Below are 12560 nucleotides of genomic sequence, written 5' to 3'. Positions count from 1 at the left end.
CGCGGCGGTGACATGGTCGCGACCGGCATCTGTCATGGCGACCGCGCCGTCTATCTCGGGCTCGGTCAGTCGCGTGGCAGGCATTGCGACGTGCTGGCGGTGCGCGGCGCGCTCGCCTCGGTCCGCTTCGACAGCGGCGCGGCCTGCCTGGCGCTGGCCAAGGATTGCCACCCCATCCCACGCCGCCCGCCCCCCGATTTCTGACCCGCCCGGCTCCTGTTGAGCGCCTCTCTACAAGAGTCGGCTCTGGCCAGAGCCGCAAACCCCACCCCAACACCCAAACAGGATGACCAAAATGCCCGATCCCATGGAAATCGCCGATGGCGCCGGTAACGTCACAGCGGACGAACTGCGCCTGCTGATCGAACGTGCCGAGCGCCTGGAAGAGGAAAAGAAGGGCCTGAGCGATGACATCAAGGATGTTTTCGCCGAGGCCAAAGCGCGCGGGTACGACCCCAAAGCCATCAAGAAAATCATGCAGATCCGCAAAAAGAAGCGGGAGGAATTCCAGGAAGAGGAAGCGATCCTGGAAGTCTACATGAAGGCGCTGGGGATGATCTGATGTCGATCGCCACCACCTTCACCCTTCGTTGCGATCGTTGCGGCACCGAACACAGCGTTGCCGATGACCAGGCACGCCCGGACGGCTGGGGCGGCATCGCGGCGCGGCGTCACGGTGGTGGCGCTCGCGTCGGCAAGGACGGGATGGATGATCTCTGCCCGTCCTGCATCACCGATTTCCTTGCATGGTTTGCCCAGGCGCCCGCCCCCACGACGCCGATCGTCGAGCCGGCCGCTCCGGCCCGCCCGATCTTCACGATCGAGGATCGGAGAAAGGCGGTCTGCTTGGTATCTGCCGGCCTCGAATCCAGCCTGAAAGATCTTCGCCAGCATCTGCGCGACGATCCGACCGCCATCCTGGACGACGAACTTCCCACGACGCTGACCGACCCGCTCGCCTTCCAGGCGCAGGCGATAGTCGGGTGGGTCGTGCGACGCCTCAATCTCGAAGAACCCGCGTGATGTACGCCACCCTCACCCAAAGCCTGCGCGCGCTGGAGGTGGTCCGCGACGGCGATGTCCGCCGCGCCGCCCCCCTGACCCTGCGCGAGGCCCACGCCCGCGCCGCCATCATGACCCATGCGATCGGCGTGACCCTGCAACTCGCGGCGGCCGTCAAAGCGGCGGCTGCCGGCGACCCCGCCCCCGCCCTCGCGGCCGCGGCGGCGCTCCGACTGGACGAAGTGGAGGTGCAACCTTGATCCTTTCGCGCGCGCAGCTCGTCACGATCGATCGCCGCATTCAGGAAGAGCGCATGATCGCCCTCGATCCTCCGTTCGGGGAGCCGGATTGGTCGCACTACATCTCTGATTATTCATTCGTCCCGAACTGCATCGCGATGCGGGCGGACGGTTCTGTCGCGCCGTGGCGCCTGGCGGATGAGATCGACTGGTCGACCGCCGTTGCTGTGCGCTTCGAAACGCCCTGGGGCGATCGGATCGACCCCCGCGATAACGAAAATTACAACGACCTCGACTGGGGTGACTACGAATGACCCGCGTCAAATCGACCGATCGGACGATCGCGGCCGGATGTTCCGTCTGCCACGGACAAGCCGCGCATTGGACGGGCCCGAACGCGCAAGGGCTCGCGGCCCAGCACCACGACAGGACCGGTCACCGCACCTGGTGCAATATCGCCCTGTCCATCACCTATGGCCACGAACTGGTGGACCATCGCCAGATCGATATCGAGGACGCGATCAGGGATGCCGCCCATGGGTAGGGTCGCGGAAGCCTTCGATCCCCACGCCCGTCTGCAAACCAAGGCGGGGATTTGCGTATATCTAGGGCACATCAGCGGCGCGACCTACGACGCTTGGTGCGCAAAGGGCCTGGTCCCTGGTCCGGTGCGCGGCACGAACCGCTACGATGTTCGCGCACACGATCTGCTGCTCGATCGCCATGCCGGCCTGATGAAGGCGAGCCGAACCCTGTCCCCCCTGGAACAATGGGAGGCGGAAAATGCGCGCGCCTCTTAAGGGTGTTTTCAAGTCGGTCAAAAAGCTCGCGAACGGTTCGCGCGCGACCTATTATTATTTGCGCGGATCGGGCGCTCTGAACCCGCTGGAGGGTGACGAGGATCAGCCATTCGCGCCCGGCACACCGGCGTTCATGCGCTCCTATTATGCGGCGATCGACGCACCGCGTCGTGCACGCACGGCAGGAACGCTGCAATCCGTCATCGACGCCTATGAGAAGAGCCCGCAATTCACAAAGCTCGCGCCTCGCACACAGCGGGACTATGGCACCGCGCTGCTCAAGATCTCGGATAAGTTCGGCACGCACCCCCTGGCAGTGGTCGAGGATCCGAAGATCCGCATACGTTTCCTAGAGTGGCGCGATGAGATGGCCAAGTCTTCGCCCCGCCAGGCGGACGCCGTTCTCGGCGTCTTGCGCATCGTCCTGGAGTGGGGCCGCGATCGGGGTCACCTGATCCACAACCACGCGACCCGTCCAAAGAAGGTCTACCGCGCCGATCGCGCCGATAAGCTCTGGCTCCCGGCGGATATCGAAGCACTGCGCGCGGTGGCGTCTCCGGAAATCCGGTTAGCCTTCGAGCTGGCCCTGGGGACGGGACAGCGCAAGGGTGACCTGTTGGCGCTGACTTGGTCATCCTATGACGGGCAGCGGATCCAGCTCCGCCAGGCGAAGCGAAAGCGCTTCGTCGACATGCCTGTCACGCGGTCCCTGAAAGCGCTGCTCGATGCACAACCGCGCACCGCCGCCACGATCCTGACCCGAAACGGCAAACCGTGGGGCTCGGTCAACTTCGACCACCGCTGGCGGGAAACCGTGCTGCAGGCCGGTCGCAACGGTCTCCACTTTCATGATCTGCGCGGCACCGCCTGCACAGTCCTGGCACAGGCCGGCGCTACGCCGTCGGAAATCGCCGCGATGCTCGGCTGGACCGTCTCCACGGTCGCCAGAATGCTCGATCTCTACCAGGCGATGACCGCCTCACTGAGTGATTCTGCGGTCGCCAAACTCGAAGCCCGCACAACCAAATTGCAGAAGACGGTGCAGAACGCTGCGCCAGCCTCACCAAATGAGGGGGAAAATTCGTGAAAAATGCAATGAAATCAATGGCTGGGGCGGCAGGATTCGAACCTGCGTATGACGGTACCAAAAACCGTTGCCTTACCGCTTGGCGACGCCCCAGTGGAGAGGCGCGCCTTATAACCGGCGCGCCGCTCTTGAAAAGCCCCTATTCCGGGGAAAATCGTCAGCCCAGGCGACGCATCCAGCCATGGGGGTCGGGGGCCTGGCCGCGCTGGATCGAGACCAGCTGCTCGCGCAAGCTCGTGGTCAGCTGGCCGGGGCCACCGCTGCCGATGGTGAAGCGCCCCGCCGGCTCGGCGACGCTGCCGATCGGGGTGACGACGGCGGCGGTGCCGCAGGCGAAGGCCTCGACCAGGCGACCGCTGGCGGCGTCGGCGCGCCACTGGTCGATGGCATAGGGTTCCTCGCGGACGGTCAGGCCTTGTGCGCGGGCGATGGTCAGGATCGAATCGCGGGTGATGCCGGGCAGGATCGTGCCGGTCAGCGGCGGGGTCACCAGTGAGCCGTCGTCGAACACGAAGAAGACGTTCATGCCGCCCAGTTCCTCGACCCAGCGGCGCTCGACCGCGTCGAGGAACACCACCTGGTCGCAGCCATTGGCGATCGCTTCCTTCTGCGCGAGCAGGCTGGCGGCATAGTTGCCGCCGCACTTGGCAGCCCCCGTGCCGCCGGGGGCTGCGCGGGTATAGCCCTGGCTGACCCAGATCGACACCGCCGGCGCGCCGCCCTTGAAATAGGCACCCACCGACGAGGCGATGACCATGTAGAGATATTCGGCGGACGGCTTGACGCCCAGAAACACCTCGCTCGCGAACATGAAGGGTCGCAGATAGAGCGCGCCGCCATCCTGTTCGGGGATCCAGTCGCGCTCGACCTCGACCAGTCGCTCGACCGATTCCAGGAACATATCCTCGGGCAGTTCGGGCATCGCCATACGGCGCGCCGAGTCCTGGAAACGCCGGGCATTCGCCTCGGGCCGGAACAGCGCGGTGCCGCCATCGGCCAGGCGATAGGCCTTCATGCCTTCGAAGATTTCCTGCGCATAATGCAGGACCGACGCGGCCGGATCGACGCTCAGCGGCACGCGCGCGGTGATCTGCGCATCGTGCCAGCCCTGTTCGTCGCTATAGCGGATCAGCGCCATGTGATCGGTGAAAACGCGCCCAAAGCCCGGGTCTACCAAACGCGCCGCTCGCTCGCTCGCCGCGACCGGGGTCGTGCAAGGATCGAACCGAAACGTCAGGGATTGCTGCGCTTTCATGACCAACTCTCTGTTTTGGGTTGCCGTGGCCTAGGGCGTGTGAGTAGACGGGTCAACATGGCTGCCTCGAACCAGTCCGCATCGGCACAATTTCTCCGCGAACCCGAACTGCGTCGCGGGTTGGAATTGCTGTATTTCGGCAATAGTCACATCGTCCGTTCCATCGACCGCGGCCTGGCCGCACAAGGACTGGGCCGCGCGCATCACCGCGCGCTGTATTTCATGGCGCGCAAGCCCGACATGACGGTCAGCGAGTTGCTCTCGCTGCTGGCGATCACCAAGCAGTCGCTGGGCCGCGTCCTGAACGAACTGGCGACCCGCGGGTTGCTGGAGACCCGCCCGGGCGACCGCGATCGCCGGCAAAGGCTGTTGCGCCTAACCCCGGCCGGCGCGGCGATGGAGGCGCAACTGTTCGACGCACTGCGCGATAAACTCGCCAAGGCCTATGCGCGTGCCGGACAACAGGCGGTCACCGGTTTCTGGACCGTGCTGGAAGGCCTGATTCCCGAGCAGGAACGCGGCCGGATCGAAGATCTTCGCAGCAACGACGCCTGACGGCGGTCAGCGCCGCGCCGCCGCCGCCATTTCGCGATTGCGGCGTTCCGAGGCGGCCAGCGTGGCCGCCATCAGCGTGTTGAGCCCATCGTCGGCGTCGAGGACGTTCAATCCCTCCCGCGTCGAGCCACCCGGGCTGGCCACGCGGTCCGCCAGGGTGCCGGGCGAAGCATCCGCCCCGATCGCCATCGATCCCGCGCCGTCCACCGTCGCCAGCGCCAGCCTCTGGGCCAATTCGGCATCAAGGCCGAGCGCGACCCCGGCCTGGGCGATCGCATCGATGAAGCGGAAAACGAAAGCCGGGCCGCATCCTGCGAGCGCCGTCACCGCATCGAAGCGCGCTTCGTCCTCGATCCACGGGGCCAGCCCGAGCGCCTCGGCCAGAGACTGGGCATGAGCGCGGATCTCGGCATCGGTCGAGCGGGTGAAGAGGGCCGTCACCCCCTGCCCGATCGCCACCGGCAGGTTGGGCATCATCCGCACCGTCGCCCCCGCCGGGATTCGCGTCGCCAGCGCCGCTTCCTCGACACCAGCGAGGATCGACAAGAGCAGCTTAGGGTTCAGATGGCTGAGCGTGGGGGCGATATCGTCCAGTTGCTGGGGCTTGAAGCCCAGCATCAATGTCGCGGGGGTCTCGTCGATCGGCAAGGCGGTCAGCGATCGCACCCCCTCGGGGGCCCCGCGTCCGCTGCGGGTGATCACCGTAACCTGTGCCGGGTCCAGCCCCTGGGACAGCCAACGGCGGAGCATCGCCCCTGCCATATTGCCGCACCCGATCAACCAGAACGGTCCGCTTGGGAAACTCACGCCTCGCCCTGCGTCTCGATCAGCGCGGCGGCCAACGCTTCCTTCGGGCTCTTGCCGCCCCACAAGACGAACTGGAACACCGGATAGAAGCGCTCGCATTCCTCGATCGCTGATTCGACGAGCAATTCGGTGGCGCTGAGCGAGATGGTGCCATCCTCGCCGCCGTCGACCATCGCGGCGTGACGATAGAGGAGGATGCCGCTGTTCGACCAAAGTTCGAAATGGCCGATCCACAGCTGCTCGTTCACCAGCGCCAGGGCCTCATAGATGCTGGAGCGGCGATCCTCGGTCACCTTGATGTCGGGAAAGGCCAGGAATTGCAGGACACTGTCGTCATCGCGCCAGAGGGCCCGGAGCTCATAGCTCGCCCAGCTTCCCTTGACGGTCGCGACGATCTCTTCGTCATGCCGCTCATGCTCCCAACCATGCGCGGCGAAATACGCCTCCAACATGTCGATGGGGGCTGATTCTTCGGCTTCATGATCGGTCGATTCAAGCATTACGCTGTCCTGCGAACAAAACCAGACCGCTACAGGTTGCACCCGTAACGGTCTCACTGCAAGCAGTCGCGCATCGAAAACTGTGGATAGCTGCACCGCCCGACACGGCGGGCAGCCCATCCGACAGGATCACGCCGATCAGGATTCGGCCCCGGTCAGGGGCGCCGCCACGCCGCCCTGCTGCTTGGCTTCCAAGGCATCGAGACGGGCCTTGAGCGCATCCGCCTCATCGCGCGCGGCCACGGCCATGGCCTTCACCACCTCGAACTCCTCGCGGCTGACGAAGTCGAGACCGCCGATCCATTCGCGGGCGCGCGAACGGGCGCTGGCTTCGGCCTCACGGCCCATGCCGGCCACGGTGCCGGCCAAGCCGTTCATCACCTTGGCGAAATCGTCGAAAAGCTTGTTGTCGGCCTGCATGTTCAAAATCCCAGAAAGCGTTTCACAGCATTTGGGAGGTTTGGGAGCGCGGCACAAGGCTTTCCGCGTCGGGATTGAGCTGACCGATCCGCCAATTCAGCACGCCGGCAAAGGACAGCCACACCAGATAGGGCAGCATCAGCCAAGCGGCACCACGCCGGATCCGCGCAAAGGCGAAGGTCGTCCATATGGCGAGCACCAGGATGGCGAGCAGCACGATCAATGCCACAGTCACGCGGTGCGCGCCGAAGAACAGCGGCGTCCAGGCAAGGTTGAGCGCAAATTGCGCCACGAACAAGCCGATCGCCACACCACGCCCCTTGGCCCCGCGCGCATGGAGGATCATCGCCAGCGCCAGGCCGATCAGGATATATAGCGTCGTCCAGGCGACGGGGAAGACCCAGCCCGGCGGCGTCAGCGCAGGCTTGGCCAGCGCACGATACCATTCATTCTCATTGCCCGCCGGCACCGACCGGCCCGATGCGAAGCCCAAAAGAAGGACCAACGGCACGATCACGACTGCCCAGCGCAGAAATGACATCCGCAACTGTCCCTTCGATGCGATCGTCCCCACTCGTCCCTCTTTCGCCATGTCGGCCGCCGATCTGCCGCACTGCGACAAGACAGTAAACGGAAAGCTCAACGCCAATTATGCCGCGCCGTTCAATTTCGGGATGCGGCCACCAGAAACTCGATATTACCTTCAGGACCGGTGATCGGACTTTGCGTCACCCCCGCCACATGCCAGCCGACGCCCGACAGCCAGGCGACGACCTCGTCGCAGACGCGGGCATGGACCGCCGGATCGCGCACCACCCCGCCCTTGCCGACTTCCTCTCGCCCCGCCTCGAATTGCGGCTTGATCAGCGCGAGCAAGCGGCCGGACGGACCGGCAAAACGCAATGGGCGCTCCAGCACCTTGGCCAAGCCGATGAAGCTGGCGTCGCACACGATTAGGTCGACGGGCTCGGGGATATGCGCCTCGGTCAGGATACGCGCGCTGGTCTGTTCATGGACGATCACGCGCGGGTCCTGGCGCAGCGACCAGGCGAGCTGGTTCGTCCCGCTGTCCACCGCATAGACGCGCGCGGCGCCCTTTTGCAGCAGCACATCGGTAAAGCCGCCGGTCGACGACCCGACATCGATCGCGACCGCGTCGGTCACGTCCCAGCCGAAATGCTCCAGCCCATGCGCCAGCTTGATCCCGCCGCGCGACACCCAGGGGTGGTCGCGCCCGCGCACTTCCAGCGCCGCCTCGGGCGCCAGCTGCTGGCCGGGCTTGGCGATCTTGGTCTCGCCGGAAAAAACCAGGCCCGCCATGATCATGGCCTGGGCGCGAGATCGCGATTCCACGAGTCCGCGATCCACGAGCATCTGGTCGACACGCTGCTTGGCCATGGCCGCCCCTATCGCGCCCCTCGGTTCGTCGCAAGCCGCGATCCATTAGGCGCGCGGCCTATTGCCTATCATAACGATAGGAATAAGATGCAGCGATAGGGTCAATACGGAACACGACCGTCCGGCCCCGCAGCAAGGAGACGCCTGATGGGTTCGTTTGCATCCTACGAAGCGCGTAAGCCGACCATTCTCACCGTGCCGGGCCTGGGCGGCTCGGGCCGGTCGCATTGGCAAAGTCTGTGGGAAGAGTCGCGGCCCGATACGATCCGGGTCGAACTGGGCATGTGGTCGACGCCGCACCGCAACGCCTGGGTCACGCGGCTCGATCAGGCGATCCGCCAGGCTCAGGCCCCCGTCATCCTCGCCGCGCACTCGCTCGGGTGTCTGGCGGTGGCTTGGTGGGCGGAATTGTCGCCCCAGCCCTATGGCTGGCCGGTCGCGGGTGCGCTGCTCGTGGCGCCCGCCGATGTCGACCGGTCGGATGCCCCCGACAGCCTGAAGGGCTTCGCCCCCTCGCCGCGCACGCCGCTCCCCTTCCCCTCCATCCTCGTCGCCAGCCAGGACGATCCCTGGATCTCGATCGAACGCGCGCACAGCTTGGCGGTCGATTGGGGCAGTCATTTCATCGATGCCGGACATCAGGGACATATCAATGCCGCCAGCGGTCTGGGCTGGTGGCAGGAAGGCCAGGAACTGCTGGGCCGGGTCATCTCGGCGAGCGGCACCGACCGGCCGACGCCGTCCGGGCCGCTCCCGCCCAGCGAGGCGCGAGCGGTGCTGGCGATCAACGCGACCGATGCGGCGCAGGCGCATTATCTCGGGCGGTGATGATCGGAAACGGCGGGATCAAAGGCAGCGTCCTACCTCACCTCCGTTCAGTCTGAGCGAAGTCGAAGGCGAAGGGATAGTACTAACCAAGCTCACTTTGGCTGTCCGACTGGCCGTTGGTCAGCACATTTGAGCAAGTCCTGAGCGTGGCCTTCGACTACGCTCAGGCGGAACGGAGGTCGGAGTTCGTATCCGTCGCGTTCATGGGCGTGGCGTCATCCCGCTCCGCTTCCGCCTTGGCGGCGGCAGTGGCGGCCTTCATCCGCCGCCACATTCGCACATTCACGCCCACCATCATGACCACCGCCAGCGTTGTGAAGACAATGACGGCGGTCCAGCCGCGAATCATGCGCGCGCGCCCTCGGTGACGTGCGTGCTGTTGTGGCGTAAGGCCTTCAGCACCGTCTCGACGATCGCATCGGCGTCGAGCCCGGCCTGCGCATATTGCACCTCGGGCTTGTCCTGATCCTGGAACAGATCGGGCAGGCGCATCGTGCGCAGCTTGAGGCCGGCATCGATCAGGCCTTCGTCGGACGCCATGGTCAGGACATGCGCGCCCAGGCCACCGATCGCATTCTCCTCGATCGTCACCGCCACCTCATGGGTGGTCAGCAGGCGTCGGATGAGCGCCTCGTCGAGCGGCTTGGCGAAGCGCAGATCGGCGACGGAGGTCGACAGCCCCTTGGCCTCCAGCGCGTCGGCAGCACGCAGCGCCTCGCCCAGACGGGTGCCGAGCGACAGGATCGCCACCTTCTTGCCCTCGCGGACCAAGCGCCCCTTGCCGATCTCTAGCAATTCGGGCGTCTCGGGCAGCGCGACGCCGACACCGTTGCCGCGCGGATAACGGACGGCAATCGGACCCGAGTCATGATTGACGCAGGTATGGACCATATGGACCAGCTCCGCCTCGTCGGCGGCCGCCATCACCACCATGTTGGGCAGACTGGCGAGATAGGTGACGTCGAACGACCCCGCATGGGTCGCGCCGTCCGCCCCGACCAGCCCGGCGCGGTCGATCGCGAAGCGGACCGGCAAATTCTGGATCGCGACGTCATGAACCACCTGGTCATAAGCGCGCTGAAGGAAGGTCGAATAGATCGCGCAGAAGGGCCGCATGCCCTGTGCGGCCAACCCCGCCGCGAAGGTCACCGCATGCTGCTCGGCAATCCCGACGTCGAAGAAGCGGTCGGGATGCGCGGCCGCGAACTTGTCGAGGCCCGTGCCCGACGGCATGGCGGCGGTGATCGCGCAGATGCGCGGATCGCTCTCGGCTTCGCGGCTCAGCGTTTCGCCGAAGACATTCTGATAGGCCGGCGGTCCCGGAGGCGCTTTGGCCTGGGCGCCGGTGATGACGTCGAACTTCTGGACGCCATGATATTTGTCCGCCGCCGCCTCGGCCGGCGCATAGCCCTTGCCCTTCTTGGTGACGACATGGATCAGGATCGGGCCTTCCTCGGCGTCGCGGACATTCTCGAGCACGGGAATCAGATGGTCGAGATTGTGACCGTCGATCGGACCGACATAATAAAAGCCCAATTCCTCAAACAGCGTGCCCCCCATGGTCATGCCGCGCGCGAACTCGTCGGTCTTGCGCGCCGCCTTCTGGATCGGGCGGGGGAAGCGCTTGGCGAGCTTCTTGAAGACGTCGCGAACGCCCAAAAACTCGCGGCTCGACACGATGCGCGATAGATAGGCCGACAGGCCACCCACCGGCGGCGCGATCGACATGTCATTGTCGTTGAGGATGACGATCAGGCGATTGCCCGCCTGTTCGGCATTGTTCATCGCCTCATAGGCCATGCCCGCCGACATCGCACCGTCGCCGATGACGGCAATGCCCTTGCCCGGCGTCCCGGCCAGCTTGTTGGCCACCGCAAAGCCCAGCGCCGCCGAGATCGAGGTCGAACTGTGAGCCGCGCCGAACGGATCATACTCACTCTCGGACCGCTTGGTGAAACCGGACAGGCCGCCGCCCTGGCGGATGGTACGGATCCGGTCGCGACGTCCGGTCAGGATCTTGTGCGGATAGCATTGGTGGCCCACGTCCCACACCAGCCGGTCGGCCGGGGTGTTGAACACATAATGGAGCGCGACCGTCAGCTCGACCACGCCCAGTCCGGAGCCCAGATGGCCACCGGTGATGCCGACCGCCGAGATCGTCTCGGTCCGCAACTCGTCGGCCAGCTGCCGCAACTGTTCGGGCGCAAGCCGCCGAAGGTCGTCGGGAGTGTGAACCGTATCGAGCAACGGGGTCTGAGGAATGTCTGCCATCACACCGGCTTATCGCAGCAAATCGGTGGTGTCGATTGCAACCGTTCGCCCATGTCAGGTTGACGGCATAGGGTCCTATGGCAAAATCGGGACATGTTTGTATTTCGCTGGGCCAATTCGACCGACCTTCCTGGCATCGCGGTCCTGATGGACCGCGCGATTGCAACGCTTCAGCAAGCCTTTCTCTCCCCAGCCGAAATTGTCGCCAGCCGCGCCGTAGTGGGTCTCGATAAGCAGTTGATCGCTGATGGCAGCTATCTGCTCGCGGAATGCGACGGACGATTGGCCGGTTACGGAGGATGGAGTGCCCGCGCGACTCTCTATGACGGCGACCACAGCACGGATTTGCGATGCCGCGATGCTCGATCCCGCGACCCAGCCTGCACGTATCCGGGCCATCTATACCGATCCCGATTTCGTCCGGCGCGGGCTAGGCCGCATGATCCTGGCGCGGTGTGAAGATGCGGCGCGGGCCGCCGGCTTTCGCCGTGCGGAGATGATGGCGACGCTCGCCGGCGAACCGCTCTACCGCGCCTGTGGTTATGAACCGATCGAACCGGCCCAATCCGCGCCAGTGGACGGGTTACCGTACCGCTGATCCGGATGGGGAAAGCTCTATGACGCGCCGTCCATGACCGCGCATATGGTTCGGCAGACAATGAGGGACGTTGCGATGCGGATGATCGGCTTGATAGGCGGCATGAGCTGGGAGAGCTCGGCGGAATATTACCGCATCATCAATCAGGGCGTCCGAGACCACCTTGGCCCGACCGCATCCGCCCCCTGCCTGCTCTGGTCGTTCAACTTCGCCGAGATCGAAGCGTTGCAGCATGCCGGGGATTGGGAGGGACTGACCCAGCGCATGACCGACGCGGCACGGCGGCTGGAAGCTGGCGGGGCCGAAGTCCTGCTCATTTGCACGAACACCATGCACCGCATGGCGCCAGCGGTTCAGGCCGCCATCGGCATCCCGCTGCTCCACATCGCCGATCCCACCGCCGCCGCCATCAAGGCCGCGGGTTTTCAGAAGGTGGCGCTGCTGGGCACGGCCTTCACGATGGAGCATGATTTCTACAAGGGGCGGCTGGAGCGTCAGCATGGCCTGAACGTCATCATTCCCGATGCGCAGGACCGGGCGCTGGTTCATCGGATCATCTATGACGAACTCGTCGCGGGCCAGATCAACGCCCAGTCGCGTGAGGCCTTTCGCCAGATCATCGACCGCATGATCACCGAAGGCGCCGAAGCCGTGATCCTAGGCTGTACCGAGATCATGCTGCTGGTTCGCCAGGAGGATAGCGCGGTTCCTCTGTTCGACACCACGGCACTTCATGCCCAAGCCGCCATCGAGGCCGCTTTAGCCGATTAGACCACACCCTCAGTAAATAGAATTCCGCT

At 65.1% G+C, this 12560-nt stretch carries 20 protein-coding genes and 1 tRNA gene; 12 read left to right on the top strand and 9 right to left on the bottom strand.

Annotated features, from left to right (window positions below):
* The 8 genes from SP6_RS21205 to SP6_RS04125 all read left to right on the top strand — a co-directional run.
* Window positions 1-204 (top strand): hypothetical protein (locus tag SP6_RS21205; protein ID WP_369397417.1); only part of this gene is annotated, 204 nt, incomplete at its 5' end.
* Between the two features lie 91 nt (window positions 205-295).
* The gene (locus SP6_RS04155) at window positions 296-562 is read left to right on the top strand and encodes a DUF2312 domain-containing protein (RefSeq protein ID WP_042468567.1); all 267 of its coding nucleotides are present in this window, start codon (window positions 296-298) and stop codon (window positions 560-562) included.
* Window positions 562-1023, top strand: a complete 462-nt coding sequence (locus SP6_RS04150) for a hypothetical protein (RefSeq protein ID WP_007404272.1) — start codon at window positions 562-564, stop codon at window positions 1021-1023. The genes SP6_RS04155 and SP6_RS04150 overlap by 1 nt, the downstream gene beginning before the upstream one ends.
* The gene (locus SP6_RS04145) at window positions 1023-1262 is read left to right on the top strand and encodes a hypothetical protein (protein WP_007404383.1); all 240 of its coding nucleotides are present in this window, start codon (window positions 1023-1025) and stop codon (window positions 1260-1262) included. Before SP6_RS04150 ends, SP6_RS04145 begins: the two co-directional genes overlap by 1 nt.
* Window positions 1259-1555: a hypothetical protein gene (locus SP6_RS04140; RefSeq protein ID WP_007404402.1), complete on the top strand. Its 297-nt coding sequence runs from the start codon at window positions 1259-1261 to the stop codon at window positions 1553-1555. Before SP6_RS04145 ends, SP6_RS04140 begins: the two co-directional genes overlap by 4 nt.
* Window positions 1552-1785 carry a hypothetical protein gene (locus SP6_RS04135; protein ID WP_007404425.1) on the top strand — a complete coding sequence of 78 codons (234 nt, stop codon included), beginning with the start codon at window positions 1552-1554 and terminating at the stop codon, window positions 1783-1785. The genes SP6_RS04140 and SP6_RS04135 overlap by 4 nt, the downstream gene beginning before the upstream one ends.
* Window positions 1778-2041, top strand: coding sequence for a hypothetical protein (locus tag SP6_RS04130; protein ID WP_007404277.1), 264 nt, complete (start codon window positions 1778-1780; stop codon window positions 2039-2041). The genes SP6_RS04135 and SP6_RS04130 overlap by 8 nt, the downstream gene beginning before the upstream one ends.
* The gene (locus SP6_RS04125) at window positions 2025-3128 is read left to right on the top strand and encodes a tyrosine-type recombinase/integrase (RefSeq protein WP_007404466.1); all 1104 of its coding nucleotides are present in this window, start codon (window positions 2025-2027) and stop codon (window positions 3126-3128) included. The genes SP6_RS04130 and SP6_RS04125 overlap by 17 nt, the downstream gene beginning before the upstream one ends.
* 18 nt (window positions 3129-3146) lie before the next feature.
* Here the strand turns inward: SP6_RS04125 and SP6_RS04120 are convergent.
* Window positions 3147-3221, bottom strand: a tRNA-Gln gene (locus tag SP6_RS04120).
* A gap of 64 nt (window positions 3222-3285) precedes the next feature.
* Window positions 3286-4383 carry a branched-chain amino acid aminotransferase gene (locus SP6_RS04115; RefSeq protein ID WP_037568180.1) on the bottom strand — a complete coding sequence of 366 codons (1098 nt, stop codon included), beginning with the start codon at window positions 4381-4383 and terminating at the stop codon, window positions 3286-3288.
* Between the two features lie 57 nt (window positions 4384-4440).
* Here SP6_RS04115 and SP6_RS04110 point away from each other — a divergent pair, with 57 nt between their 5' ends.
* Window positions 4441-4938, top strand: coding sequence for a MarR family transcriptional regulator (locus SP6_RS04110; protein ID WP_007404410.1), 498 nt, complete (start codon window positions 4441-4443; stop codon window positions 4936-4938).
* 6 nt (window positions 4939-4944) lie between these two features.
* Here the strand turns inward: SP6_RS04110 and proC are convergent, their stop codons facing one another.
* From proC to SP6_RS04085, 5 genes are all read right to left on the bottom strand, one after another.
* A complete protein-coding gene (gene proC / locus SP6_RS04105; RefSeq protein WP_037568179.1) occupies window positions 4945-5745 on the bottom strand; it encodes a pyrroline-5-carboxylate reductase in 801 nt (266 codons plus the stop codon).
* Entirely contained in the window at window positions 5742-6245 is a 504-nt protein-coding gene (locus SP6_RS04100; RefSeq protein ID WP_007404411.1) for a type III secretion system chaperone family protein, read from the bottom strand. The genes proC and SP6_RS04100 overlap by 4 nt, the downstream gene beginning before the upstream one ends.
* Before the next feature lie 138 nt (window positions 6246-6383).
* A complete protein-coding gene (locus tag SP6_RS04095; protein WP_007404303.1) occupies window positions 6384-6665 on the bottom strand; it encodes an accessory factor UbiK family protein in 282 nt (93 codons plus the stop codon).
* A gap of 22 nt (window positions 6666-6687) precedes the next feature.
* Window positions 6688-7206 carry a TspO/MBR family protein gene (locus SP6_RS04090; RefSeq protein ID WP_037568178.1) on the bottom strand — a complete coding sequence of 173 codons (519 nt, stop codon included), beginning with the start codon at window positions 7204-7206 and terminating at the stop codon, window positions 6688-6690.
* 122 nt (window positions 7207-7328) lie between these two features.
* A complete protein-coding gene (locus SP6_RS04085; RefSeq protein ID WP_007404276.1) occupies window positions 7329-8063 on the bottom strand; it encodes a TlyA family RNA methyltransferase in 735 nt (244 codons plus the stop codon).
* A 147-nt stretch (window positions 8064-8210) separates the two neighbouring features.
* Between SP6_RS04085 and SP6_RS04080 the strand changes: the two genes are divergently transcribed.
* Window positions 8211-8891, top strand: coding sequence for an RBBP9/YdeN family alpha/beta hydrolase (locus SP6_RS04080; RefSeq protein WP_007404485.1), 681 nt, complete (start codon window positions 8211-8213; stop codon window positions 8889-8891).
* A gap of 163 nt (window positions 8892-9054) precedes the next feature.
* Here the strand turns inward: SP6_RS04080 and SP6_RS20800 are convergent, their stop codons facing one another.
* The gene (locus SP6_RS20800) at window positions 9055-9240 is read right to left on the bottom strand and encodes a hypothetical protein (RefSeq protein ID WP_007404356.1); all 186 of its coding nucleotides are present in this window, start codon (window positions 9238-9240) and stop codon (window positions 9055-9057) included.
* Window positions 9237-11162: a 1-deoxy-D-xylulose-5-phosphate synthase gene (dxs, locus tag SP6_RS04070; protein ID WP_042468565.1), complete on the bottom strand. Its 1926-nt coding sequence runs from the start codon at window positions 11160-11162 to the stop codon at window positions 9237-9239. The genes SP6_RS20800 and dxs overlap by 4 nt, the downstream gene beginning before the upstream one ends.
* Before the next feature lie 322 nt (window positions 11163-11484).
* Between dxs and SP6_RS21670 the strand changes: the two genes are divergently transcribed.
* On the top strand, window positions 11485-11760 hold the full coding sequence (locus SP6_RS21670; protein ID WP_007404278.1) for a GNAT family N-acetyltransferase: 276 nt from the start codon (window positions 11485-11487) through the stop codon (window positions 11758-11760).
* Between the two features lie 75 nt (window positions 11761-11835).
* Window positions 11836-12531 (top strand): aspartate/glutamate racemase family protein, encoded by a 696-nt coding sequence (locus SP6_RS04060; RefSeq protein ID WP_007404399.1) that lies wholly within the window; start codon window positions 11836-11838, stop codon window positions 12529-12531.
* The last annotated feature ends 29 nt before the right edge of the window (window positions 12532-12560 follow it).

It is taken from the genome of Sphingomonas paucimobilis NBRC 13935 (assembly GCF_000739895.2).
GTDB lineage: Bacteria > Pseudomonadota > Alphaproteobacteria > Sphingomonadales > Sphingomonadaceae > Sphingomonas > Sphingomonas paucimobilis.
This window is presented reverse-complemented; position numbering and strand designations above follow the sequence as displayed.